We start from the raw sequence: 23,679 nt of genomic DNA, 5'->3' as shown, positions 1-23,679 counted from the left end.
TATTTTCCAAAATCTGAAAACCAAAATTTAAACTCAATGATCAAAACTGTCATTATAGAAGACGAAAAACCTGCTTCAAGGAAACTGGAGAGAATGCTGAATAACTTTCCTGAAATAGAGATAGTTGCTAAAATAGAATCAGTGGAAGAAGGAGTTGCCTGGTTTTCTGAAAACGAACATCCACAGCTGATCTTTTCCGATATTGTTTTAGGAGACGGACTGTCTTTTGATATCTTTGAAAAAGCTCCTACCAAAGGTTTCATCATCTATACGACAGCCTTTGACCAATATACCCTGAAAGCTTTTAAGCTGAACAGCATTGATTATCTCTTAAAACCCATTCTTGATGAAGACCTGGAAGGAGCAGTGGAGAAATTTAAATCCTTCATTCCTGCCAATGACACCAATGGCTCTCAGGATATCAAACAGTTAATCCGAAAAGAAAAATCTACCCTTTCCAGAGTGCTTGTAAAAATAGGCTACAACCTTAAGATTATTCAGACTCACGAAATAAGCTGCTTTTTCAGTGAAAATAAAATCGTTTATCTTCAGACGGAAGACCGTACTTATCCATCAGATTTTACGCTTGATGAGTTGGAAGATGTTCTGGATACGAAAAAGTTTTTCCGGGTGAACAGACAGTTCATTATCAGTTCGGATTATATCAAAAATATTCATACTTCACCGTACTACAAAGTGGATCTTGAATTTCAGCCGGAAGAGGAAATTACGGTCAGCAGAGACCGTGTGAAAGATTTTAAAGACTGGCTGGTCAGTTGATAAGTATTAACCTAAAAACATACACCATGGATCTCATATTATTATTCTTTAAACTATTCCTTACCCTCTTTTATCCCTGAAAAATCCATCATCAGGAATTATAAAAATCACTGGCCGACTGTACAAACTGGTGAAATGCTTCCGTAACTTCTTTTGAATGTTTATGGGTAAGCGGAAACGGAACCATATGGGAATACTCAAACGGAAAATCTTTGATTTCAATGTCTACATTGATATTCCTGTAGCCGCCCCGCAGCGTATTGAGAGCTTCTATAGGAGGAGCAACACTGTCTTTTTCCAAAACATAGGCTTTGATCTGAGATTGGATTTCCTGAATTCTTTCTTCTCTTTCTTTCTGAAAATAATTGTAGCGCAGCATTTTTTTAAACCAGCTTTCCTGTGGATGCAACGATTCATTCTGATAATGTTTAAGACGTGGATCCGATTTAAAATCAGCGCTCAGCAATTCCGTAAAAACAGACTGCATTTTAACGGTTGCCTGGGTATCCATGATATATTTTGAGATCGGAAACATCCTGTCGATCGTCATTCCTCCACAAAAACAAAACACTTTTGAACGGGTAAAATACTGATTCGGATCAGCCATTTTGATAATTAAAGAAAGAAATGATCCTATAGAATAGCCAAATAAATCCAGATTTGCTTCTGGAGAAATACTTTTGATTTTACCGTTTTTAATACTTTTTACCACCTCAGTAATATCCGAATATGTCTGAAGTCCGGACCAGAAAATTCTTTGTGGATGAGCTTCCAGTCTGGAACTTATGGCTGCATTCACGTAAGAGTAATTCATGTTTTCCGGATATTTTTTCTTTCTGAAATTAACCACTTCCATCATATGATGGCGGTCACTCCAGATAGGGTCTGCACGGTCCATATGAAATGCAATGGGGAACAAAATGATAGCCTTTTGTGTTCTTTGAGCCAGTTCATATGCCCATGGCAGGTATTTATCCCACTTCTTTTCATTCAGTCCATGAAAGAAAAACAGAGCTTCCTCGGCTGTTTCAGTATCTGCCCGCTTCAGAATATGATACTCAAACCTTTTATTGCATTCAATATCAAAATCTTTGATGTCTACAGCAGGTTGGTTGTAAAAGAGATAGCCGTTTTTGTTGATTTCGAGGGTTTGCTGATGTTTGCTGCAATGCTGATTTTCTGAGCCATAAAGAAGGTCACAAACCTTGGATTCAAAAGGGACTGATTCAATGCTTACATTCAGTTCTTTGAGTTTAGGACTGCTTTTTCCGGAATCAAAATGCTTTTTCAAAACTTCATACAATTCATAATATTCCATAGCACTGCGATTGAAAGGTTCATATTTAGAACTATCAATTTAGATAAAAATTGCGGTAATCAATTGATTTTTAAGAGTTAAATGTATTCTAGACATAGAAGAATTATAATTAACCCCGAAATAAAAATATTTCGGGGGCGTTATATATAGATTGATGATGATGTTTATTGTTGAGTTTTTTTTAAAAAAACTATCTGTAATCAATCCGGTTAGATTCCGTATCTTCAAGTTGTTTAATGATAGATTCAGGGATTTCGTCACTGTCAATGGGAAAGCTGATGGAATCAGAAATAAAGTTTTTTCTGTCCGCTTTTCTGAAGATTTCAAACAAAGCAATCGGCTCCTGATTGAAGCTGATGCACGTACTTATAAAGTGGATTTCATGGAGTTTATAGTCTGGGTTCTTAAGTTTTTCTTTACTATCCTTTATCCTTGAAATGAAATGTCTCTGGCGGATAAATGTATTGCTGTTCATGATGATGAAAACATAATCAGAATAGGCTGTTACTTTTCCAAAATATTTGTGATGATCACCACCGCTTCTTTCAATAAAATATTCTCCGGTGGTTTCAGACTTATAAATTTCCATCGCAGAACGCCATATACGGTCTTCTTTTGCCATCAAAGGATTATCGGGCAGATTTCTGTTATAAGAATACCAGCAGCCTACTAAACGGTCTAAAAGAGCGGTGTTCAGATTAATCTTATTCATGTCAATTCTGAGATCGTTAAAATTGAATGCTTCCGTATTAGAATTGATGAAATCGATATAATTGGAATACCCCAGAACTTTCACAATTAAACTCAGCTTGGCGAGATTGGGCCTGCTCAGAACTGCATTTTCGTTCTGTCTGAATTTTTTCAGTTTATTGATGATCAGATGCTCATACAGATAATTTGTTCCCAGAAGATCTGGCTCTTTTTTGATCTCTTTTTCTGAATGATCCTTGATAATCAGATCATTCAGTTCAGCACTGATATAAGACCATTCAGTTTTTGTAACATCTTCCCAATGGTTTTTCTTTAAAAATTGCCGGCTTAAGAAATTCATGAGCTTCTCAAGATGCAGAATATCTTCCTTTTTCATGGTATGTATTATAAGACTAATTTAAGATTTTTATCAAACCAAAAAAGACTTTTGAGAGACTTTTATATTGTATAATCCATTGATATTTGAATAGAAAAACAAAAATCAAAACAATGGAAACAAAAATGATAGTAAAAGATGAGTGCCTCTGGAGCCGGATACAGGCATTTTCCCTTGATGCTCCCGGGGCTGATTTCCCTTTTTCAAAAAAGCTGGCCAAAGAAGAACGCTGGAGTCTTGATTTCGCAAGAAAAGCAATTGAAGAATACAAAAAGTTCCTGTATCTCTGCTGTATTCTTCCCCATGGAGCTTCTCCCAGTAAAATTGTGGATAAAGTATGGCATATGCATCTGATCTACACCCAGAATTATTGGGAGGAATTTTGTCCCCACATCTTAAAAAGACCGCTTCATCATCATCCTTCGAAAGGTGGATTCGCAGAGAAAGAAAAACATCAGAAATGGTTTGAAGATACTTTAGCAAGTTATCGGCAGGTTTTCCGGCAAGAAGCGCCCCAAGAAATCTGGAAAGAAATTAAGAAAAAATCTAAAGTACAATCCTGGCTGAGAAAAATGGCCTTCTTAGCCCCAATATTTGTGTCACTGCTTTTATTGTCGTGTACAGAAGGAGATAACTTTTCAGGGTTAATGGTTATTGGAGTTGTATTCGGGATTATTTTCATTCTGGGAACTATTGTTTCAATTATAGGAGATCAGGAGTTTTCTGACGCTAACAGAAAAGATAAGCAAAATAATGACGGAGGAAGTTGTGGTGGCTCAAGCTGCAGCGGAGGAGATGGTTGTGGAGGCGGCTGCGGTGGTTGCGGTGGTTGTGGAGGATAATAAAACTAACCATTATGAAAAAATTCATCATTCATTCAGTTCCGGTTGTGATAGGCTTTATATGGCTTATGGCAGTCCATCAGACATTTAATCCGGTTATTCTTAAAGGACCTGACTTTTTGAAGTTCTATCTCATTCTGGTTCCAGGATTTTATGCTTCGCTTTTCATTCTAAAAACTTTGAAAGGAGCTATTTCAGGTACGACACATTATTTCGCAGGATTTATTTTCCTCTTAGGAATTATCAAGCTTATCAGAGGAGTTATGCTGGGAAGGCCTGTTGGATTTCTTTTGATGATCTTAATAACAGAATGTATTGTTACATTGATTTTTATCTCAAGTCATGTCAATGAAAAGATAAAGTAAAATTCATTATTAAAAACAAACCCGAAACAAAAATGTTCCGGGCTTTATAATGTTTATTTGATATTAAATATCTTTCTTTTCTTCTTTTACCTGCTGATAGCCATATTTTCGAACCATAACGGAAGTCAGGACTACTAAAATAAGACTGATCGCGATATTGGATTTTTCCGGATGCACAATGGCCTGATAAAAATTATAACCGAAAATAGCGGATACAAGTGCAATCAGAATATTGTTTACATAAGCATACTGGTTTTTTGCAGATGTTTTCATAGTAGTATTTTTATTGTTATTTACTCAGTAAGTATGAGAACAAAAAAAACGTTACAGAAAATTTTTAAAAAAATTATTTTCTTTAAAAAACAATTTCGATGTAGTTTAAACCTCTTCATTCAAAAACTCTTATGAAATCACGCCGCTACCGATCAATTCCTCATCGATATACCATGAAGCAAACTGTCCTTCGGCAATAGCAGACTGAAGCTCGTCAAATTCAATATAAAAAGCATTCTCAAACTGATATAACGTCGCTTTCTGCAAAGGCTGTCTGTATCTGAATCTGGCCATTACTTCCATAGATCCTCCGTTCTGAAGTCTCATATCTTCACGAACCCAGTGCAGTTCAGAATTGTCAATTTTCAAAGCTTTTTTATGAAGCCCAGGAAAATGGCTTCCTTCTCCTACGAAAAGAATGTTGTTTTCCATATCTCTGGAGATGATAAAACAGCTTTCTTTGTGCCCGCCTATACCAAGACCTTTACTTTGTCCGATCGTGAAAAACTGGGCTCCCTGATGTTTCCCGATAACTTTTCCGTCAGATTTTTTATAATTGATTTTTCTTGATAAAAACTCAAGTTCTTCTTCTTTGGAGGTGAATTCAGGTTTTTCTTCCGAAAATAAAGGAGAATCTTTGAAAATTTCTACAATTTCCCCTTCGTTAGGTTTTAATTGCTGTTGTAAAAACTGAGGAAGACTGACTTTTCCGATAAAACATAACCCCTGAGAATCTTTTTTATCTGCTGTTACCAGCCCGATTTCTTTTGCAATTTCTCTTACCTGAGGTTTTGTAAGTTCTCCAATCGGGAATAACGCTTTTGAAAGCTGATCCTGACTTAGCTGACAAAGGAAATAAGACTGGTCTTTATTGTTGTCTTTTCCTGCCAGAAGGTGGAAGATTTCTTTACCGTTTTCATCAAAAGTAGAATTTACCCTTGCATAATGTCCTGTTGCTACTTTATCTGCTCCTAAAGACATTGCGGTCTTCATAAAAACATCAAATTTTACTTCTCTGTTACACAATACATCAGGGTTGGGAGTTCTGCCTTTTTCATATTCGGCAAACATATAGTCAACAATGCGTTCCTTGTAAAGTTCACTCATGTCGATCACCTGGAAAGGAATTCCAAGCTTTTGTGCCACCATAAGGGCATCATTACTGTCCTCAATCCATGGACACTCATCTTCTAATGTGACGGAAGCATCGTTCCAGTTTCTCATGAATAAAGCCACTACCTCATGGCCTTGCTGCTGCAGCAAATATGCTGTAACACTAGAATCTACACCTCCGGAGAGGCCTACTACTATTTTCATTGTATTTCAATTTTACGAAACTCTTAACGGGAGTTCTTAGTTTGATGCGGCAAAAATACAACTAAATAGATTCGTAAAAAAACCATAATTTTAAACATTGATAAAAACGATAGCGTCTTAAGCCCTTTTTTATCAACCTCTCTGCAGCCGGAAACAGACGAGAGCATAATTGTAAGACCAAAAATATAACATATGAAAAAGTTTATTATTTCTATGATGCTGATATCTTCAGGGTCAGTTTTTTCCCAAATTTCAGCAGATACGCCGATGCAGGAAAACAGTAAGTGGACATTTGGAGGTGGCATTGGATTAGGATTTGGAAGCAACAGCGCGTTTAATCTGTCCGCATCACCAAGAGTAGGTTACAGGTTTACGAATGATTTCGAAGGCGGAGTCTTAGGGAGTGTTTCGTGGCAGACTTCTGATTATTATAAATCCACCATGTTTGGAGTAGGTCCTTTTGTGAATTACTACTTCGCCAGATCATTTTATGTAGGAGCCAACTATCAGCATTATTTTGTTGATTATAAAGATAAATACTACGATTATAAATATAATACAGAAGAGAATGCCTTGTATTTGGGCGGAGGATATATGCAGCGAATTGGAAATAGCTCTTTTATGCAGCTGGGTTTAATGTATAACGTGCTATGGAAGCAGAATTCCAGCGTATTTTCCAGCGGCCTGATCCCGAATATTGGTTTTGTGGTAGGGCTTTAGCCCGTTTAATCAGAAAAATAAAATTCATTCGGCTTTAGCCTAAACCTAGAAAAACAAAAATCCCCGGGAAAATTTCCCAGGGATTTTCTATTTGAAATTTACTTTCTTATTTAATTAAGATTGAGAAGATTTCTCCGCAGGTGATTTTTTCGTTTTCTGCGTTTTCCCGATCAATCCGTCTTTTGCTTCATTAAGGTCAAGAACTACGGTTTCTCCTTCGCTCAATTGCTTGTTTACCAGCATTTCTGCCAATAAGTCTTCAATATACTTCTGGATGGCACGTTTCAATGGTCTTGCTCCGAAATCTTTATCCCATCCTTTTTCAGAAATAAAGTCTTTTGCTTCTTCAGTAAGATCTACTTTATATCCTAGTTTTTCAAGTCTGCCATAAAGTTTATTCAGTTCAATATCAATAATTTTCTTGATATCATCCTGTACAAGAGAGTTGAAGATCACAATATCATCAATTCTGTTTAAGAATTCTGGTGCAAATGCTTTTTTAAGGGCATTTTCAATAGTACTTCTTGCTCTTGAGTCTGAAGTGGTTTTCTTCGCAGAAGTTCCGAATCCTACACCGTCTCCGAAATCTTTAAGATCTCTTGTTCCGATGTTTGAGGTCAGAATAATGATGGTATTTCTAAAATCAATTTTTCTTCCTAAGCTGTCTGTAACGTGTCCTTCATCCAGAATCTGTAACAGAATATTGAATACATCCGGGTGAGCTTTTTCAATCTCATCCAAAAGAACCACTGCGTAAGGCTTTCTTCTTACTGCTTCTGTCAGCTGACCACCTTCTTCGTATCCAACGTATCCCGGAGGCGCACCTACTAATCTCGAAACCGCGAATTTCTCCATGTATTCACTCATGTCAATTCTGATCAGAGATTCATCGGATTCGAATAGCTCTCTTGCCATTACTTTAGCCAATTCAGTCTTACCAACCCCGGTTGTTCCAAGGAAAATAAAGGTACCGATAGGGCGGTTAGGATCTTTAAGACCTGCTCTGTTTCTTTGGATAGCCTTAACGACTTTCTTCACAGCATCTTCCTGACCGATTACTTTTCCGTTCAGCTTCTCATCCATTTGGGCCAATTTGTCAAGCTCGTTCTTACCAACTTTCGTTACCGGAACACCGCTCATCATAGAAACCACTTCCGCTACATTTTCTTCTGTTACGGTTTCTTTTTTCTCTTTTACATCCTTATCCCATTTTTCCTGCGCCGAATTCAGTTCCATCTGAAGACGTTCTTCCTCATCTTTCAGCTTTCTGGCTTCCAGATAGTCCTGAGCTTTTACTGCTTTTTGTTTCAGTTCTTTGATATCTTCGATTTTCTTTTCAAAATCAATGATTTCTGTAGGAACTTTCATGTTTTTGATATAAACACGTGATCCGGCTTCGTCCATTGCATCAATCGCTTTGTCCGGTAAGAAACGGTCTGTAATATATCTCGATGTCAGATTGACACAAGCCAGAATTGCTTCCGGAGTATAGATTACATTATGATGTTCTTCATATTTATCTTTGATCTGATTCAGGATCTGAACAGTTTCATCAATAGAAGTAGGTTCCACCATTACTTTCTGGAATCTTCTTTCCAAAGCTCCGTCTTTTTCAATATACTGACGGTATTCATCCAGTGTAGTGGCCCCGATGCATTGAATTTCTCCTCTTGCCAAAGCCGGTTTGAACATATTGGAAGCATCTAAACTTCCTGTAGAACTTCCCGCACCTACAATGGTATGTAGCTCATCAATAAATAAGATGACATCTCTGTTTTTCTCCAGCTCCGTCATAATGGCCTTCATTCTTTCCTCAAACTGACCACGATATTTAGTTCCGGCCACTAAACTTGCCAGATCTAAAGTGATCACACGTTTTCCGTAAAGAACTCTGGACACTTTTTTCTGTTGAATTCTTAATGCTAAACCTTCAGCAATGGCAGATTTACCAACTCCCGGCTCCCCGATAAGAAGAGGGTTGTTCTTCTTTCTACGCGATAAGATCTGAGAAACTCTCTCAATTTCTTTTTCACGCCCGATCACCGGGTCCAGTTTTCCATCTCTGGCCAAAGAAGTAAGGTCTCTACCAAAGTTATCCAAAGTAGGCGTTTTACTTTTTGCAGAACCTAGATTTCCTGTAGGCTTTCTCATTTGCTCAAATTCTTCTCTCTCATCATCATCGTCATAAGCACTCATCTGAGGAGACTGGCCTGAATTTTTAAGCATAGTCTGGTATTCTCTTGAAACTCCTTCGTAGTCGATGTCATAAGCTCCCAGAATATTTGAAGTAGGGTCCTCATATTTATAAAGAATACCTAAAAGCAGGTGAACGGTATTAATTTCATTGCTTTTATATTGGCGGCATTCTAACTCTGCACGTTTAATGGCATGATCTGCCATCTTGGTGAAAGAAATATTGGTAACCTCTTCAGAAATAGGATTTAGACTTGCTGTATTTAAAGTTTCAATTTTTCTTCTGATTTGTGTTAAATCCGCATTAAGGTTTTGAAGGATTTCTTTTGCAGAGTTTTCCGTTTTTATAATACCTAAAAGTAGATGTTCTGTATTAAGAAATTCACTTTTCAGCCTTTTAGCTTCGCTTTTGCTTTGTTTGAACACCTGGCTCAAACCTTGTGAAAACTTATAATCCATAATATATCTCATTAGAACAAAGGCAGCATTACCTTTTATTCATTATCTAAATTACAAATATTTTACCAAAAAACAATTAATGACTTTATGGCAGAAAAAATTTTATTATCTTATTGAAAATGATTAAGTTTGTTCTCCTTAAATTTCCCCCATGAATACTGAAATTACTAATTACATCGGCTATTCTGCTTCTCTTTTTATCGTATTGAGTTTCATACTGAAAGATGTAAGAAAAATAAGAGTGGTCAATATGATTGGCTGTATTTGTTTTGTCATTTATGGTATCTTTAATGGAATGCTTTGGCCGGTTATTATACCAAACGGGCTTATTTGTTTCATTCAAATCTATTATTTAATGCTAGATAAGAAAGATTGATGAGGAAAAAAATAATTACTTCTGCTTTTAGTAATCTGTATACTGACCAACGGATAGAGAAGGTATGCAAAACCCTTTTTGACAACGGATATTCTATAGAACTGATCGGTAACGACTGGGAAGGAAATGAAAAAATGGAGCGTCCTTACTCTTTTTCAAGGATCAGCTTAAAGTCTAAAAGTTTAAAGACCGCTTATTTTGAATTCAACTGGAAATTATATAAAGAGCTGAAGAAAAAAGCGGACAAAGATACGATCCTTCATGCCAATGACATTGATGCACTTCTGCCAAATTATCTCATTGCCAGAAAATTGAACATTCCGCTAGTCTTTGACAGCCATGAAATTTTCACGGAAATGCCATCGGTTCAGAACAGATTTTCGCAAAAATTCTGGAGAGTGCTAGAGAGAAAGCTCGTTCCTCACATGGATTTGATGATGACAGAAAGTGAAAGCTACGCAGAATGGTTTCATGAACAATACAATGTGAATCCGGTAGTGGTTAGAAATATTCCGAGAAAAATTCTTTCTGCACCGGAAATTCCCGATAATAAGCCTAAAATTATTCTGTATCAGGGAGCAATTAATCAATCCAGAGGTATAGAAAAAATGATTTTGGCAATGCATCATATTAAAGATGCTGTCCTGAAAATTGCAGGTGACGGACCAAAGAAAAAAGAATATGAGGAACTTGTTATTCAGGAAAAACTGCAGGATAAAGTATTTTTCCTGGGTAAGCTGAAACCGGAAAATCTTAGGGAAATAACCAAAACTGCTGATGCGGGATTCAGTCTTGAAGAAAACAACGGGGTAAGCTACTATTATTCGCTTCCCAATAAGGTTTGTGATTACATACAGTCTAGAGTACCGCTTGTGATGATTAATTTTCCGGAGATGCAAAGGATAAAAAATCAATTTAATGTAGGAGAAATTATTCCGGATCATCAGCCTGAAACCATTGAGAAAGCAATTAATCTTGTTCTTCATAGGGGAAGACAGTATTATCAAAGTGAATTAAATAAGGCAGCAGATGTTTTTTGCTGGGAGAATGAAGAAACAAAAATCCTGCAGCTTTTTGAAAAAGCATCCGGTAAATAATTTTTACAAAATTGGTTATCTTTGCAAAAGAAATTTGATTTAAAATGACCATTAAAGAAAAACAGCAGGAAATAATAGACGAATTCGCTTTTCTTGACGATTGGGAGCAAAAGTATGAGTACATCATTGATCTTGGAAAAGAACTGAAAGGCTTACCGGATGATAAGAAAACAGAAGAAAATCTTATTAAAGGCTGCCAGAGCAAAGTTTGGATTGATGCTGAATTTAAAGAAGGGAAACTTTTCTTTAATGCAGATTCTGATGGTATTTTACCCAAAGGTATCGTTTCTCTATTAGTGAGTATTTACAGTGGACATTCCACTCAGGAAATCCTGGATTCTGATTTTGATTTTATCGGAGAAATAGGACTACAGGAATTTCTTTCACCTTCCAGAGCTAACGGGCTGATGGCGATGACAAAGCAGATCAAGTTTTATGCAGTTGCTTACCAGCTGAAATCATAATCGTGACCAGAATTTTAGCATATCGTTTTTCCGCATTCGGAGATGTTGCAATGACAGTACCTGTTTTCAGAGAATTTCTGGAGCAGAATCCCGGTGTGGAAATTATTATGGTTTCCAGGAAAAACTTTGAGTCTCTGTTTGCGGGAATTTCCAATGTAACTTTTAAGGGAATTGATCTGGATGATTACAAAGGTCTTTTTGGATTGAGAAAACTGAGTAATGAACTGATCCGTGAATTTAATCCTGATTGTATTGCCAACCTCCATGATGTAATCCGAACCAAGGTTTTAGACAGAATATACAGACGAAAAGGACTTAAGGTCTTCAAAATAGATAAAGGGAAAGAGGAAAAAGAACATCTTACGGATGTATGGAATCTGGAAAAGGTTCAGCTTAAAAAAACGGTAGAACGTTACGCTGATGTTTTTCGTGAAATGGGATTCAGTATTGAACTTTCTCATCAATTAAGGCCGGTTTCGGAGCAGAAATCAGGAATAGGGTTCGCTCCTTTTGCCCAGCATAAGGGAAAAATGCTTCCTTTGGAGAAGTCGTATGAGCTGGTAAGAATTCTGGCTCGGAAACATACAGTGTACTTCTTTGGAGGAGGTAAAAAAGAAACCGAAACCCTTGAAAAATGGGAAGAAGAGATTCCTAATACAAAAAACCTTGCCGGAAAATTAAATCTTACAGAAGAACTTAATTATATTGCCGGATTAGAACTGATGATTTCCATGGATTCTGCCAATATGCACCTTGCAAGTCTTGTAGGAACGCGATGTGTTTCTATTTGGGGAGCAACTCACCCTTATGCCGGATTTTTAGGATTTGGACAGAGCGAAGAAGATGCGGTTCAGGTGAAAGATCTTAGCTGCAGGCCATGTTCCGTTTTTGGAGATAAAGAATGTTACAGAGGCGACTGGGCCTGTCTTGAAGAATTTAATATTCAGAAAGTTGTGGACAGGGTTAATTTTTAAAAATCAGCTTTATTATTTCTTCGGCTTTAGCTTTATCAGAGTGGCTTGTTTCTAAAATATTCTTTCTTTTTTCCGTTTCATGATAGTCTTTTTCAGCTGAGGTAATAATATGCTGGCGGATTTGCCTCATATCAGTACCATACAGGCATAAATTTGTTAAAACAGGATCATCCGTAATATTACCATTAATAATTACAAAACGGCTGTTGTAAAGCGTATTGAAAAGCTTCACCTTTGTTCCTGAATTCTGGTAAGAAATCAAAATATTGGCATGAGCAGCTTCCAGAAGACGATAAAGGTTTTCTGTAGTTTCAATAGGAGTGAGGCTGATATTCTCAACTGCCGAAATCTTGCTTTTAATATCTTCACTGGCCCGATCTGAGGCGACAACCAGTTTATATTGGGGAAGCGTTTTAAATAACTCAATAGTCTCATTCAATGCTCTTTTATTGTCCGCAGTGGTGAGATCTCCGTGAAAAAGAAAATAACTTCCTTTTTTATCCAGTTGCTTTACGGATGGGTTGCCGTGGAAAATATGAATCAAATGTGCATTCTTTGAATAGGATTCAACTTCATGATACTCTTTTTCAGACAAGCAGAATACGGCTTCGAATTTCTTTAAAAGCTTTTTCTGATATCCTGTATATTTTAAAGATTCAATGGTGTAGATGATCTTTTTGAATAGATTTTTTTCTGACCCGGAAAGGCCTTTATAATATTCAGCTTCGTTGTTGTGAAGGCGAAGATAGAGTTTTTGGTTATTCTCTTTCAGAAACCGGATAATATGCGTTGTCTGTAAACCCTCGAACAAGATCGGAGCTTTATTCTTTTCCAGGTTTTTAAGAAGGGCTTTAGAATCTCTGATAGCTGCTGCGAAAGGTGTTCCTGAAAAATAGAGGAGTGGATTCTTTCTCTTTTGATAAAAAAACAGATTTTCCGTAATCGCTTTGACCTCCGGATCAATCTTATGAGGGATTTGATCTACAAAACAGTGAAGGTGAATTTTTATTCCCAGATCAGACAAGGCCTTAATCTTATAAAATACATCAATGATCCCACCATAAGAAGGAGGGTAGGGATAATTGAATGATATGAGATGGAGTTCCTTCACGTCAGGCGAAATTCAAATGCAGACAAAGGTAAATAAATATAAGGAAAGCGCAGGACGCTTTTAAATGCTTAGGGATAAAAATAAAAAAATCTCCCTTAAAAAAGAGAGATTTCTGTGGGTCCTGAGGGATTCGAACCCCCGACCCTCTGGGTGTAAACCAGATGCTCTGAACCAACTGAGCTAAGAACCCGAATTTTTTTGAAAGGTTTCGTTTCCTTTTCTGTGGGTCCTGAGGGATTCGAACCCCCGACCCTCTGGGTGTAAACCAGATGCTCTGAACCAACTGAGCTAAGAACCCTCTATACTTGTTCTCTTGTTTAGAGTGGTGCAAATATACGACTTATTCTTTAATCTCCAAATTTTTTTCCAAAAAATCTCCCACTACAAAGTTGCTTCCGCCAATAAAAATCATTTCTTCATTTGTACATTGTTCTTTTGCAGCGAGATACGCTTCCTGCACGGAATCAAAAATTTTATAAAAAATTTTCGCCTCCTGAAGCATGTTTTCATAATCTTCCGGGTGTCTTCCCCTGTGGACAGACGGTTTTGCAAAATAGAACTCAGAATTTTCAGGAAGCATTTTCATTACATCATCTATTTTTTTGTCATTCACAAATCCCAAAATGACATGCTTGTGCCTCTCAATTGAATTTAATTGTGAAAAAACATACTCCAAACCTGCCTGATTGTGCCCCGTATCACAAATCGTAAGCGGATGTTGTGAAAATTCAAACCAACGGCCAATAAATCCTGTATTCTGATGCACATGGAGAAGTCCTTTTTCCAATGCTCCGTCAGCAATCTCTATTTCTTGTTTTCTTAATTCTTCTACCGCGGCCATTACAACTCTGATGTTCTTTTTCTGATAGTTTCCTTTCAGATCAGATTCCAGATCTGTATTAATAAGAGTAGCATCTACAAATGGAGCATTTTCTTCCGTTGCTTTTTCCTGAAGGATATTTTTAACGGCTTCGTTCTCGTCCCCGGAAACAATTGGGATATTGCTTTTAATTATCCCAGCTTTCTCCGTGGCAATTTCTTCGATGGTATCTCCAAGAATATTCTGATGATCCAGCTGTACATTGGTAATAGCCGAAATCAATGGTTTAATAATATTGGTAGAATCCAGTCTTCCTCCCAATCCTACTTCAATAATGGCAAAATCTACCTGTTGCTGATAAAAATATTCAAAAGCCATGATGGTTGTAAATTCGAAGAAAGAGGGACGGATATATTCCGGAATCGTTTTCAGCTTTTGAATAAAATCAAAGACAAATTCTTTATTACAATTTCTTCCATTCACTTTAATGCGCTCTGTGAAGTCTATAAGGTGTGGGGAATTGTACAATCCGGTTTTATAACCAGCTTCCTGAAGAACCGATGCCAGCATATTGCTTGAAGAACCCTTTCCATTGGTGCCGCCAATGTGAATACACTTTATTTTATCCTGAGGATTTCCAAAAAAAGCACAAAGCTTTGTTATGTTGTCAAGCCCAGGTTTATAAGCTTTCTGTCCATCTATCTGATAGTTGGGCATCTGTACGAAAAGCCAATCGATAGCTTCCTGATATTGTTCATTTGTCATGGTACAAAATTCCCAAAAGTTTTTTTAAAATAAAATATAATTTTTCAATCTGTAACTTTTTTATATTTAATTCGTCTAATATTGAAAAATCTTAATATGAAATCGCTCTGATTTGTAAATACAAATATTGCTTAATATGATGCGATTCCATATGGCCATTAAAAACAAATAAACATATACAATATGAAAAAAGTTTGGATCATCGTTTTTGGATTAGGTTATCTGGGTTTAAGTGCTCAGAAGAAATGGTCCTTAAAAGAATGTGTAAGCTATGCAGTGGAGCATAATCTTCAGGTTATCCAAAATCAGTATAACAAACAAAACCAGGAATATAATCTTAAAGCAGCCCAAAAAGAGTATTTACCTTCTGTATCAGCTAGTGTTACAAATGGAGTAAGTTTTGGGCAAGGCTCATTAGGAGCAGGAAGCTTTAGAAACGATAGATTCAATAACAATGTTGGTCTGGGAGCCGATATTCTGCTCTATAATAATGGGAGATTAGAGAAAAATGTAAGAAAAGCCCAGTTTGATGTAGAAGCAAGTCAATATGACATTGAAACCATTAAAAATGATATCTCTCTTCAGATCGCTCAACAATACCTGAACACCTTATTGAATAAAGAGATCGTTAAAATTTCTCAGAGTGCCGTGGATAATGCTCAGAAACAGTTTGACAGAGCTAAGATCACAACTCAGGTTGGAACAACTGCGCAGACGGTTCTGGCAGAGGCTGAAGCGGCATTGGCAAGAGAAAAACAAAACCTTAAAACAGCAGAAGTAAATGTTGGACGCGCTTTGTTTGCTATTGCTCAGCTATTACAACTGTCAGATTATAAGGGTTTTGATGTTGAAGATGTGAATGTTCCGGAAAAACTTGATTTACAGCTTAATACTGTAGATGAAGTGCTTGCAACGGCGTATGATATACAACCCCAGATCAAAGCGGCCGAAAGCCGGATAAGATCTGCAGAAGCGCAAACTGAGGTAAGTAAAACGGCATTCTGGCCTACGTTGACAGCCAATGCTGGTCTTAATACTTTTTATAACAGGCAGTTTGATGCTATGCCGGGTGTTGTGCAGGGAACTTTTTTTGAACAATATAAAGATCAGTTCGGACAAAATGTAGGGGTATCACTTAATATTCCTATCTTCAATAAAGGGAAAACAAAACTTCAGGTAGAGCAGTCCAAAATCAACGAAAGCATAGCCAAAAATACCTTAGAGCAACAGAAACAGACGGTAAGACAAAATGTTCAGAAAGCTCAGTTTGATGCTGATGCCAATTATGAAACGTATCTGGCGGCAGTGGAAGCTGAAAAAAGCTCTAAACTGGCTCTTGATTTTGCAGATAAAAGTTATGCTGCCGGTAAAACCACTATCTATGACGTCAACGTGGCGAGAAATAATTATGCAAATGCACGGGGATCAGTAGCGCAGGCAAAATATAATTATCTTTTTAGTCTTAAACTATTGAATTTCTATGCAGGAATTCCATTAAGTTTGTAAAATGCCAATTCAATCATTAGAAAAATACTTACCTCAAAATACACTTAAATATTTAAGAATCTGGTTTGCAGATTACTATATACATATAAAAGTTACAAGGAACAGAAATTCAAAACTTGGGGATTACAGAAAGCTTCCGGACAATTCTCATGAAATTACGGTAAATTCTACTCTTACTCCGCAGCTTTTTTTCTTTGTGCTTACTCACGAGCTGGCACATCTGATTGCTTTCGAAAAATATGGAAGAAGAATCTCGCCTCATGGCAACGAATGGAAAGAAACTTTCAGAAATATGCTTCTGGAAAGTCTTGAAATTTATGATGAAGAGCTGAAGCCTATCATCATAAAGTTTTCAAAATCACCCAAAGCCAATTTTATGGCAAGCCCTGATCTGGTAAGATATTTCCATACTGAGAAGCAGGATGATACTCTGCAATTTATCGAGGAACTTAAAAAGGGCGAATTTTTTATCTATCGCAACGAAAAGTATTTATTAGAAGGTCTGGTTAAAAAAAACTATCTTTGTAAGAACCTGGCTACTGGAAGGAAGTATTCTTTTAAGCCTTTAGCGAGGGTAGAAAAATGTAGCTAAGAATGTCAAAATCAGATAGATATTGTGTTATCATGGCTGGAGGAATCGGAAGCCGGTTCTGGCCTATGAGCACGCAGAAATTTCCAAAACAGTTTCAGGATATTTTAGGAACCGGGCGTACTATGATTCAGCAGACCTATGACCGAATCAGCAAGGTAATTCCTAAAGAGCAGATATTCGTGATTACGAATAAAGAATATGTTCATGTTTCCCATCAGCAGCTTCCGGAGATTCCTGAAGAGAATATTGTGGGTGAGCCGCTTATGAAGAATACAGCAGCTTGTAATCTGTATATGGCGAACAAAATTGCTGAGATTAATCCGGATGCCACCATGATTGTATTGCCGGCTGATCATCTTATTCTTAAAGAGGATACATTTCTGGAAAAAGTAGAGCTTGCGTTTGAGGTGGCTTCAAAAAATGATTATCTTGTAACATTAGGAATCACTCCTACAAGACCTGATACAGGTTATGGCTATATTCAGTTTGTAGAAAAAAAGGGATCTGAATATTTTAAAGTGAAAACATTCACTGAAAAACCTATTCTTGAAATAGCCCAAAGCTTCTTGGAAAGTGGTGATTTCCTTTGGAATGCAGGGATTTTTGTTTGGAATGTAAAAAGCATTCACCACGCATTTAATCTTTATCTTCCTGAGATGATGCAGCATTTTATGGCTTGTGAGTACAACTCAGAAAAAGAAAACAGTTGTATTGAAACCATCTATCCGAAGGTACAGAAAATTTCCATTGATAACGGGATTTTGGAAAAAGCCAAGAATGTATATGTAATTCCTTCAGATTTAGGATGGAGTGATCTTGGGACATGGACCTCTGTATATGAAAATACGGAAAAAGATAAAGACGGAAACGCTGTAAAACTGAAACATTTACTTTCTTATAATTCAAAAGGGAATATCATCCGGTTAAAGAATAATAATAAGGCTGTTATCATTGATGGCCTTGAAAACTACATTGTTGTAGACACAGATAAGGCACTTCTCATCTGTCCCCGGGATAATGATCAGCTCATTAAAGATTATGTTCTTGATTTGAAGAGCTTTAAGAAGGGCGAGAAGTTCATGTAATATTTGTTATATTTTCTGCTGATTTTTAAATTATGATTAAAACCGCAACCCGATTTACAATTCTTACATTTTTACTTTTGGGAATCTTAGGATTTGCCCAGGAGAAGAAAAAGTTTTCAAGCATTCCTGCTGTTTTACAGCAAATCAACCCGGGTAGCAGGGTAGATTCATGGGTGTTGGTCTACAACAGCTATGGTAAAGGTCAGGAAATAAAGATTTCGGGTAAGGTAAATTATACTCCTCAATTCTCTGGATTTAATCTTTTTCCCAGTGAAGGCAGCTTTTATTATATCGCTTATTCAGAAGGAGGTAAAGTAAATTACGTTACGGCTGTCGAAGGACTGAAGAAGTTTGTAGACAGAATTGATAATGCCCAGGAAGCAGCTGTTGTATTAGCTGCTGACGGATATATGATAGATGAGGAGTTTAAGGACCTTGCAGGTAATTATCATGAAGACAAGTCGAATTACTATCTGGACCTTGGAAAACTCACCTCAAAGGAATGTCCATACCAGAAAACGCATTATACAGTTACAGTAAATAAATCTACAGGTGCTGTAAGCAATGTCAAAGACAATGGAACCTATATTGAGCTTTACAATAAAAAATGCGTTAATAACCCGAGACTTTTAAAAATCGAAAAAAAGGAAGAACCAAAGAAAGATGAACCCCAAAAAACACCCAAACGCAGATAATACCTATGAGACAGAGCGATTAATCCTTCGTCCCATGTCCAGTGAAGACAAAGATTTCGTCTTTGAGCTTTACAACACACCCAAATTCATTCAACATATCGGAAACCGGAATGTTAATTCTGTGGAAGACGCCGAAAATTATATCCTCAATAGATTTGCTCCCCAAATTGAAAGACTTGGATTTGGAAACTATCTTTTAGTAACTAAAGAGGGAAATAAAAAAGTAGGGGCAGTAGGAATCTTCGAAAGAGAAGGGCTGGATATTGTGGATATAGGATATTCTCTACTGGAAGAGTTCGAAGGTAAAGGATATGCTTTTGAAGCTGCTCAGAAGGTTAAATCTATTGGAATGGATGAGTTTGGATTAACAAAAATATCCGCCATCATTTCAAAAGATAATGTTTCTTCCCAAAAGCTCATTGAAAAGCTGGGATTAAGGTTTAAAAAGCACGTTACACTTCCTGGTGAAACAGAAGAGTTAAATTATTACGAAACAGAATAATAAATCTATAAAAAAATATTTTCACAAATAGCACAATAATATATCTGTGTTATTTGTGAAAATATTTGTGATATCTGTGTTTAAAAAAAAGTTATCCTTCCAGAATCTGCTCAGCAGCAGTCTTTGACGTTACTTTTTCAATCACTCTTGTACAAATACCATTTTCATCGAAAATAAAAGTGGTTCTTACAATTCCCATATACGTTTTTCCAAACGTTTTTTTCTCCTGCCATACCCCGAATTTCTCAATGATATTGCGGTTTTCATCTGCAATAAGATCATAGGGAAATGCAAATTTACTGTGGAAGTTCTTCTGTTTCTTTACAGTGTCGCCACTTACTCCCAGTAATTGGTATCCTGCTTTTTCAAGCCTGGAATAATTATCACTCAGGTTGCAGGCTTCCACAGTACAGGTTGGTGTATTCGCTTGCGGATAGAAGAAAACCACCAGTTTTTTTCCTATTAACTTTGATGAGGTTACCGTTTCTCCGTCTTGATTGAATCCTTCAAATTCAGGTAATTTATCTCCAACTTTCAGCATAATGATTTAATTTTGTTCAAATTTAAGGCATACATGACAAAAAAACAAAGAGCTGAGCTTGTTCAGATAGAACTGGATAAATTATATCCCACCACACCTATTCCGTTAGATCATACCGATCCCTATACATTAATGGTAGCTGTAGCACTTTCCGCACAGACCACAGATAAAAAAGTTAACCAGGTGACCCCAGATCTTTTTGCGGTAGCAGGAACGCCACAAAGAATGGCTAAACTTGAAGAATTTGAGATCAAGGAATTAATTAAAGAAATCGGACTATCCAATACCAAAGCCAAAAACCTTAAAAGGATGGCAGAACTTCTGCTGGAAAGACATAACGGTATTGTTCCGCAAACTTATGAAGAATTGGAAGCGCTTCCGGGCGTAGGGCACAAGACCGCATCAGTAGTGATGAGCCAGGGTTTCGGATTTCCTGCTTTTCCTGTAGATACTCACATTCATCGGCTGATGACACAGTGGAAACTTACCTCCGGAAAAAATGTGGTGGAAACGGAGCGTGATGCCAAGAAATTATTCCCTGAAGAAGTATGGAATAAGCTTCACCTTCAGATCATTTTCTATGGAAGAGAATATTCTCCGGCAAGAGGAAAAGGAGAAAAGGATTTTATTACGAAAATGATGTTTGAGAAGTAACCCGTTGTATTTTAATGCAAATATCGCAAAGAGGTACTTCGTTTGGCCAGGACAATGTTTTCTTAGCTGAGTGAAACGGCCTTGCGAACGAAAAAGAAAACGCAACAATTACTTTGTGATCGTTGCGTTATTTTAGTTGTTAATTGATGGATTAAATGTCCAATAACCTTCTGTGGTAATTAATCTGTCCCAAATGATAATCAAGATGAGCAACCAGATGGATCAGAAAGTAATCTGTTGTCATGGCTCTCTCAAAAACAACCAATGGATATTCTTTTTTAAGATCTTCTTCAGACAATTGCGGCAGAACGGAATCTATCATTGCTATGGTGGCTTCAAGTTTTTCAATAAGTTCAGCTCTAGGAACATCATTTAATGAAAATTCCAGCTCACGATGCCTTACATATCCGGTGTTTCCAAGCTGTGCTCCTATAAAATGATTGATATTTCCCACCAAGTGAAGGGTTAGATTACCCGCAGAATTAGCAATGTTTTTATCAATCTTCCAAAGATTTTCTTCTTTTTGATAGGCTTCTATCTCTGTTTTTAATTTACTTAAATCTCTGTTAAAAAGAGATCTGAGGCTTTCTGTGATCATATTAATTTCTTTATTTAGAAGAACAAAATAAAAGGGTACCGATTAACGAAGTACCCTTATTAGTGTAAATTTATTTTTGTTTTTGAGCCCAAAGCTCCATTTTTCTGTTCAGAACATCCAGAGGAAGACACCCCTGGCTTAACACTTCATCGTGGAAGCTTGCCAGATTGAATTTGTTCCCAAGTTCTTTCTGATATTTTTCTCTCAGCTCACGGATTCTTAAAGACCCTATCTTATACCCTAAAGCCTGACCCGGCATCGCCATATATCTTTCTACTTCTGCAGTGGCAGCCCCTTCATCATAAGAAATATTGCTTAAGAAATATCTGATCGCTTCTTCTCTTGTCATTTTTCCGGTATGAAGTCCCGTATCTACTACAAGTCTTACCGCTCTCAGCATCTGATCGCTCAGGTAACCCATTTTCTGATAAGGATCTGTATATAAACCAAACTCAGGGCCTAAAGTCTCACAATAATGAGCCCATCCTTCGCCGTACGCTCCGAACCATCCGAATCTCATGAATTTAGGGAGTTTAGTATTTTCCTGTTGAAGAGACATCTGATAGTGATGCCCCGGAATGGCTTCGTGAAGGAAAAGAGACTCCATTCCTGAAGTAACATTAAATTTGGCAGGGTCCGGTAACGGGACATAAAATATTCCAGCTCTTTTACCATCCGGAGTTCCCGGCATATATTCTGCACTGGCACTTGCTTCTCTGAATTTCTCCGTCTGTCTGATCTCAAACTTTGTTTTAGGTGTTACATTAAACATGGTTTTCAGCTTCGGAGTGATTTTAGTTAAGATCCCGTTAAATGCATTTAAAACCTCTTTAGACGTTTTATAAGGCATTGCCTTTGGATCCGTTTTAACAAAAGTGATAAAATCTTCAAGAGTTCCTGTAAAACCTACCTGCTGCTTTACTTTTTCCATTTCTGCACGAAGCATAGCTACTTGCTGAAGTCCGATTTTATTAATTTCTTCAGGAGATTTCTTAGTGGTTGTCCAGCTTTTTACATAATAGTTGTAGATCTCGTTTCCGTTTGGAAGACTGTTGTATCCGTCTGTATCTCTTGCTTTCGGAAGGTATTCTTTTTCTAAAAATGTTCCCATTTTAGTATAAGCCGGAATAATTTTTTTGGTAATAGCCTCTTTATAAAGTGCCGAGAATTTTTCTTTCTGAGCCTGAGAGAAGCTTTTCGGAAAATTTCTTATCGGACCATAGAAAATATTCTTTTCTATGTCAGAAGTGGTGATTTCCTCTGCTTTCATCTGAGGAATCATCTTGACAACCAGTTTTTTAGGAAGTACAATCTTATTGTTGATTCCTTCGCGGAAATTGTCTGACGCGGCATTCATCCATTCCGGGAATTTTTCCATTCTTTTCAGCCAGTCGCTGTAGTCTTTTTCTGTTTTAAAAGGTTGATTGCCCTGTCCGCTCCCATACAGAGGAAAAGTAAGCGGAAGTCCTCCAAATTGAGTAAAAGGAATATATTCCGGATGGTAGGCATAGGCCTCAGTTTTATCTTTTAAAGTATAATCCAAAACATCATACACTACCTTATCTTCATCAGAAAGGGATTTATAATCTACATGTTCCAGCTGTTTTTGCACAGAATTGTAGAATGCTATTTCTCCTGAGATAAAATCTTTATCAATATTGATAGGAAGCTGGTCATTATATCTTGTATCTCCCTGTGCTGTAGCATCTAACGGGTATAGCTTCAGGTACTGCTCGTAATAATTGGAAGCAATAGAATCCAGGTTGCTGGGCGTTACTTTTGTAAGGGGAGAATCCGATTTTTTGCAGGATGCAAGACCAATCATCAGTCCTAATCCCAGAATACTTTTTGATACAATGTTTTTCATTTTCAGAATCTTTATGAAAGCAAAAGTAAGTATTATTGGGAGATTCAGACTTATTGTTTGCATTGATTTTAAAAAATTATTTTCAAAATCCTTTCAACTTTGAATCAATTTTTTATCTTTGTCTAAAACATTTAGCAATCATATTATTACAGTTCTTTTTTAAGAAAAAATGAAAGGGATTTTAAAAATTTACCATCCGGACGAAACGCTAAAATACAATATCAGAAATACTTATTGTAAGGCAGTTTACAGCAACCAACAACACCTTTTAGAGGTTGAAGTGATTACGGATGACAGCTTGGATCACGTAGAGGATGATTCATTACAATACAACTTTCCGCAGCTTTCACTTGAAATTTTCGATTTCCCTATCGAGTCGCCGGAAATAGAAGGAAAAACTATCAAAATCAATGATTCTGAAGAAGAAACTTATACAGAAGTAGACCTTTTCGATGACGAAGATGCCTATATCTATGACAATGAGCTTCTTTTTGAAAAAAATGAAGAAGGGGAGCTTCAGGTGATCTGGAAAGGAACCATTGATGATTTCTATACCGGATCAGATACACCGATTCCTTTTAGATTAAAATGCGAATTTAAGCAGGATGATATTGAGGTAGACGAAGATTAGCCGATACCTTCATTCTTAGTACCGGATTTCTTTTCAAATAATTTTGG

25 protein-coding genes and 2 tRNA genes are annotated in these 23,679 nt (G+C 36.9%); 15 read left to right on the top strand and 12 right to left on the bottom strand.

Annotated features, from left to right (window positions below):
- Positions 1-36: 36 nt before the first annotated feature.
- Positions 37-780: a LytR/AlgR family response regulator transcription factor gene (locus EK417_RS17890; protein ID WP_081906405.1), complete on the top strand. Its 744-nt coding sequence runs from the start codon at positions 37-39 to the stop codon at positions 778-780.
- Positions 781-871: 91 nt separating this feature from the next.
- On the opposite strand, the gene EK417_RS17885 is transcribed toward EK417_RS17890, so the two are convergent.
- Positions 872-2,098, bottom strand: a complete 1,227-nt coding sequence (locus tag EK417_RS17885; RefSeq protein WP_136522935.1) for a DUF6051 family protein — start codon at positions 2,096-2,098, stop codon at positions 872-874.
- Between the two features lie 190 nt (positions 2,099-2,288).
- Positions 2,289-3,185, bottom strand: coding sequence for a hypothetical protein (locus EK417_RS17880; protein WP_136522934.1), 897 nt, complete (start codon positions 3,183-3,185; stop codon positions 2,289-2,291).
- A 113-nt stretch (positions 3,186-3,298) separates the two neighbouring features.
- Between EK417_RS17880 and EK417_RS17875 the strand changes: the two genes are divergently transcribed.
- Both EK417_RS17875 and EK417_RS17870 read left to right on the top strand, forming a co-directional pair.
- A complete protein-coding gene (locus EK417_RS17875; protein WP_136522933.1) occupies positions 3,299-4,027 on the top strand; it encodes a glycine-rich domain-containing protein in 729 nt (242 codons plus the stop codon).
- A 14-nt stretch (positions 4,028-4,041) separates the two neighbouring features.
- Positions 4,042-4,392 carry a hypothetical protein gene (locus tag EK417_RS17870; RefSeq protein WP_076595150.1) on the top strand — a complete coding sequence of 117 codons (351 nt, stop codon included), beginning with the start codon at positions 4,042-4,044 and terminating at the stop codon, positions 4,390-4,392.
- Positions 4,393-4,455: 63 nt separating this feature from the next.
- On the opposite strand, the gene EK417_RS17865 is transcribed toward EK417_RS17870, so the two are convergent.
- Together EK417_RS17865 and mnmA are read right to left on the bottom strand one after the other, a co-directional pair.
- A complete protein-coding gene (locus EK417_RS17865; protein ID WP_076595149.1) occupies positions 4,456-4,665 on the bottom strand; it encodes a hypothetical protein in 210 nt (69 codons plus the stop codon).
- A 129-nt stretch (positions 4,666-4,794) separates the two neighbouring features.
- On the bottom strand, positions 4,795-5,982 hold the full coding sequence (gene mnmA / locus EK417_RS17860) for a tRNA 2-thiouridine(34) synthase MnmA (protein ID WP_110367400.1): 1,188 nt from the start codon (positions 5,980-5,982) through the stop codon (positions 4,795-4,797).
- Positions 5,983-6,174: 192 nt separating this feature from the next.
- Here mnmA and EK417_RS17855 point away from each other — a divergent pair, with 192 nt between their 5' ends.
- Positions 6,175-6,702 (top strand): hypothetical protein, encoded by a 528-nt coding sequence (locus EK417_RS17855; protein ID WP_136522932.1) that lies wholly within the window; start codon positions 6,175-6,177, stop codon positions 6,700-6,702.
- Positions 6,703-6,816: 114 nt separating this feature from the next.
- Here EK417_RS17855 and EK417_RS17850 read toward each other — a convergent pair whose 3' ends face one another.
- Positions 6,817-9,354, bottom strand: a complete 2,538-nt coding sequence (locus EK417_RS17850) for an ATP-dependent Clp protease ATP-binding subunit (RefSeq protein WP_136522931.1) — start codon at positions 9,352-9,354, stop codon at positions 6,817-6,819.
- 151 nt (positions 9,355-9,505) lie between these two features.
- Between EK417_RS17850 and EK417_RS21480 the strand changes: the two genes are divergently transcribed.
- Genes EK417_RS21480 through EK417_RS17830 form a run of 4 tightly spaced genes read left to right on the top strand, consistent with a single transcriptional unit; the run spans position 9,506 to position 12,265 of the window.
- A complete protein-coding gene (locus EK417_RS21480; RefSeq protein ID WP_076595145.1) occupies positions 9,506-9,730 on the top strand; it encodes a uroporphyrinogen decarboxylase in 225 nt (74 codons plus the stop codon).
- Positions 9,730-10,827 (top strand): glycosyltransferase, encoded by a 1,098-nt coding sequence (locus EK417_RS17840; protein WP_076595144.1) that lies wholly within the window; start codon positions 9,730-9,732, stop codon positions 10,825-10,827. Before EK417_RS21480 ends, EK417_RS17840 begins: the two co-directional genes overlap by 1 nt.
- 44 nt (positions 10,828-10,871) lie before the next feature.
- Entirely contained in the window at positions 10,872-11,291 is a 420-nt protein-coding gene (locus tag EK417_RS17835) for a SufE family protein (protein ID WP_076595143.1), read from the top strand.
- A gap of 50 nt (positions 11,292-11,341) precedes the next feature.
- On the top strand, positions 11,342-12,265 hold the full coding sequence (locus tag EK417_RS17830) for a glycosyltransferase family 9 protein (RefSeq protein WP_076595309.1): 924 nt from the start codon (positions 11,342-11,344) through the stop codon (positions 12,263-12,265).
- Here EK417_RS17830 and EK417_RS17825 read toward each other — a convergent pair.
- From EK417_RS17825 to EK417_RS17810, 4 genes are all read right to left on the bottom strand, one after another.
- Positions 12,255-13,376 (bottom strand): hypothetical protein, encoded by a 1,122-nt coding sequence (locus EK417_RS17825; RefSeq protein WP_076595142.1) that lies wholly within the window; start codon positions 13,374-13,376, stop codon positions 12,255-12,257. The two genes, EK417_RS17830 and EK417_RS17825, sit on opposite strands and share 11 nt — an antisense overlap.
- Positions 13,377-13,491: 115 nt before the next feature.
- A tRNA-Val gene (locus tag EK417_RS17820) sits at positions 13,492-13,566 on the bottom strand.
- A gap of 33 nt (positions 13,567-13,599) precedes the next feature.
- Positions 13,600-13,674 (bottom strand) — tRNA-Val (locus EK417_RS17815).
- Positions 13,675-13,716: 42 nt separating this feature from the next.
- On the bottom strand, positions 13,717-14,961 hold the full coding sequence (locus tag EK417_RS17810) for a bifunctional folylpolyglutamate synthase/dihydrofolate synthase (protein ID WP_136522930.1): 1,245 nt from the start codon (positions 14,959-14,961) through the stop codon (positions 13,717-13,719).
- A gap of 183 nt (positions 14,962-15,144) precedes the next feature.
- Between EK417_RS17810 and EK417_RS17805 the strand changes: the two genes are divergently transcribed.
- From EK417_RS17805 to EK417_RS17785, 5 genes are read left to right on the top strand one after another with little or no spacing between them, the layout of a single operon-like run.
- Positions 15,145-16,467 (top strand): TolC family protein, encoded by a 1,323-nt coding sequence (locus EK417_RS17805; RefSeq protein ID WP_110367398.1) that lies wholly within the window; start codon positions 15,145-15,147, stop codon positions 16,465-16,467.
- A 1-nt stretch (position 16,468) separates the two neighbouring features.
- Positions 16,469-17,059 (top strand): SprT-like domain-containing protein, encoded by a 591-nt coding sequence (locus EK417_RS17800; protein ID WP_136522929.1) that lies wholly within the window; start codon positions 16,469-16,471, stop codon positions 17,057-17,059.
- 2 nt (positions 17,060-17,061) lie between these two features.
- Positions 17,062-18,144, top strand: a complete 1,083-nt coding sequence (locus EK417_RS17795; RefSeq protein ID WP_228408019.1) for a mannose-1-phosphate guanylyltransferase — start codon at positions 17,062-17,064, stop codon at positions 18,142-18,144.
- 32 nt (positions 18,145-18,176) lie between these two features.
- The gene (locus EK417_RS17790) at positions 18,177-18,839 is read left to right on the top strand and encodes a hypothetical protein (RefSeq protein ID WP_136522928.1); all 663 of its coding nucleotides are present in this window, start codon (positions 18,177-18,179) and stop codon (positions 18,837-18,839) included.
- The gene (locus EK417_RS17785) at positions 18,808-19,341 is read left to right on the top strand and encodes a GNAT family N-acetyltransferase (protein WP_136522927.1); all 534 of its coding nucleotides are present in this window, start codon (positions 18,808-18,810) and stop codon (positions 19,339-19,341) included. The genes EK417_RS17790 and EK417_RS17785 overlap by 32 nt, the downstream gene beginning before the upstream one ends.
- A gap of 91 nt (positions 19,342-19,432) precedes the next feature.
- On the opposite strand, the gene bcp is transcribed toward EK417_RS17785, so the two are convergent.
- The gene (bcp, locus tag EK417_RS17780) at positions 19,433-19,882 is read right to left on the bottom strand and encodes a thioredoxin-dependent thiol peroxidase (protein WP_076595136.1); all 450 of its coding nucleotides are present in this window, start codon (positions 19,880-19,882) and stop codon (positions 19,433-19,435) included.
- 33 nt (positions 19,883-19,915) lie between these two features.
- Between bcp and EK417_RS17775 the strand changes: the two genes are divergently transcribed.
- Positions 19,916-20,536 carry an endonuclease III domain-containing protein gene (locus tag EK417_RS17775; RefSeq protein WP_076595135.1) on the top strand — a complete coding sequence of 207 codons (621 nt, stop codon included), beginning with the start codon at positions 19,916-19,918 and terminating at the stop codon, positions 20,534-20,536.
- 151 nt (positions 20,537-20,687) lie between these two features.
- Here the strand turns inward: EK417_RS17775 and EK417_RS17770 are convergent, their stop codons facing one another.
- Together EK417_RS17770 and EK417_RS17765 are read right to left on the bottom strand one after the other, a co-directional pair.
- Complete coding sequence (locus EK417_RS17770) at positions 20,688-21,134, bottom strand: DinB family protein (RefSeq protein ID WP_083688785.1); 447 nt, start codon at positions 21,132-21,134, stop codon at positions 20,688-20,690.
- Positions 21,135-21,204: 70 nt separating this feature from the next.
- A complete protein-coding gene (locus EK417_RS17765; RefSeq protein ID WP_136522926.1) occupies positions 21,205-23,001 on the bottom strand; it encodes a DUF885 domain-containing protein in 1,797 nt (598 codons plus the stop codon).
- A gap of 169 nt (positions 23,002-23,170) precedes the next feature.
- On the opposite strand from EK417_RS17765, the gene EK417_RS17760 reads away from it, so the two are divergent.
- Positions 23,171-23,632, top strand: coding sequence for a hypothetical protein (locus EK417_RS17760; RefSeq protein ID WP_076595133.1), 462 nt, complete (start codon positions 23,171-23,173; stop codon positions 23,630-23,632).
- The last annotated feature ends 47 nt before the right edge of the window (positions 23,633-23,679 follow it).

It is taken from the genome of Chryseobacterium candidae, from assembly GCF_004916905.1.
Classification (GTDB): Bacteria; Bacteroidota; Bacteroidia; order Flavobacteriales; family Weeksellaceae; genus Chryseobacterium; species Chryseobacterium candidae.
This window is presented reverse-complemented; position numbering and strand designations above follow the sequence as displayed.

Excerpts from the sequence above, each read along its gene's own strand:
- EK417_RS17890 (WP_081906405.1), top strand. The coding sequence starts at position 37 with ATGATCAAAACTGTCATTATAGAAGACGAAAAACCTGCTTCAAGGAAA.
- EK417_RS17885 (WP_136522935.1), bottom strand. The coding sequence starts at position 2,098 with ATGGAATATTATGAATTGTATGAAGTTTTGAAAAAGCATTTTGATTCC.
- EK417_RS17880 (WP_136522934.1), bottom strand. The coding sequence starts at position 3,185 with ATGAAAAAGGAAGATATTCTGCATCTTGAGAAGCTCATGAATTTCTTA.
- EK417_RS17875 (WP_136522933.1), top strand. The coding sequence starts at position 3,299 with ATGGAAACAAAAATGATAGTAAAAGATGAGTGCCTCTGGAGCCGGATA.
- EK417_RS17870 (WP_076595150.1), top strand. The coding sequence starts at position 4,042 with ATGAAAAAATTCATCATTCATTCAGTTCCGGTTGTGATAGGCTTTATA.
- EK417_RS17865 (WP_076595149.1), bottom strand. The coding sequence starts at position 4,665 with ATGAAAACATCTGCAAAAAACCAGTATGCTTATGTAAACAATATTCTG.
- mnmA (WP_110367400.1), bottom strand. The coding sequence starts at position 5,982 with ATGAAAATAGTAGTAGGCCTCTCCGGAGGTGTAGATTCTAGTGTTACA.
- EK417_RS17855 (WP_136522932.1), top strand. The coding sequence starts at position 6,175 with ATGAAAAAGTTTATTATTTCTATGATGCTGATATCTTCAGGGTCAGTT.
- EK417_RS17850 (WP_136522931.1), bottom strand. The coding sequence starts at position 9,354 with ATGGATTATAAGTTTTCACAAGGTTTGAGCCAGGTGTTCAAACAAAGC.
- EK417_RS21480 (WP_076595145.1), top strand. The coding sequence starts at position 9,506 with ATGAATACTGAAATTACTAATTACATCGGCTATTCTGCTTCTCTTTTT.
- EK417_RS17840 (WP_076595144.1), top strand. The coding sequence starts at position 9,730 with ATGAGGAAAAAAATAATTACTTCTGCTTTTAGTAATCTGTATACTGAC.
- EK417_RS17835 (WP_076595143.1), top strand. The coding sequence starts at position 10,872 with ATGACCATTAAAGAAAAACAGCAGGAAATAATAGACGAATTCGCTTTT.
- EK417_RS17830 (WP_076595309.1), top strand. The coding sequence starts at position 11,342 with ATGACAGTACCTGTTTTCAGAGAATTTCTGGAGCAGAATCCCGGTGTG.
- EK417_RS17810 (WP_136522930.1), bottom strand. The coding sequence starts at position 14,961 with ATGACAAATGAACAATATCAGGAAGCTATCGATTGGCTTTTCGTACAG.
- EK417_RS17805 (WP_110367398.1), top strand. The coding sequence starts at position 15,145 with ATGAAAAAAGTTTGGATCATCGTTTTTGGATTAGGTTATCTGGGTTTA.
- EK417_RS17800 (WP_136522929.1), top strand. The coding sequence starts at position 16,469 with ATGCCAATTCAATCATTAGAAAAATACTTACCTCAAAATACACTTAAA.
- EK417_RS17795 (WP_228408019.1), top strand. The coding sequence starts at position 17,062 with ATGTCAAAATCAGATAGATATTGTGTTATCATGGCTGGAGGAATCGGA.
- EK417_RS17790 (WP_136522928.1), top strand. The coding sequence starts at position 18,177 with ATGATTAAAACCGCAACCCGATTTACAATTCTTACATTTTTACTTTTG.
- EK417_RS17785 (WP_136522927.1), top strand. The coding sequence starts at position 18,808 with ATGAACCCCAAAAAACACCCAAACGCAGATAATACCTATGAGACAGAG.
- bcp (WP_076595136.1), bottom strand. The coding sequence starts at position 19,882 with ATGCTGAAAGTTGGAGATAAATTACCTGAATTTGAAGGATTCAATCAA.
- EK417_RS17775 (WP_076595135.1), top strand. The coding sequence starts at position 19,916 with ATGACAAAAAAACAAAGAGCTGAGCTTGTTCAGATAGAACTGGATAAA.
- EK417_RS17770 (WP_083688785.1), bottom strand. The coding sequence starts at position 21,134 with ATGATCACAGAAAGCCTCAGATCTCTTTTTAACAGAGATTTAAGTAAA.
- EK417_RS17765 (WP_136522926.1), bottom strand. The coding sequence starts at position 23,001 with ATGAAAAACATTGTATCAAAAAGTATTCTGGGATTAGGACTGATGATT.
- EK417_RS17760 (WP_076595133.1), top strand. The coding sequence starts at position 23,171 with ATGAAAGGGATTTTAAAAATTTACCATCCGGACGAAACGCTAAAATAC.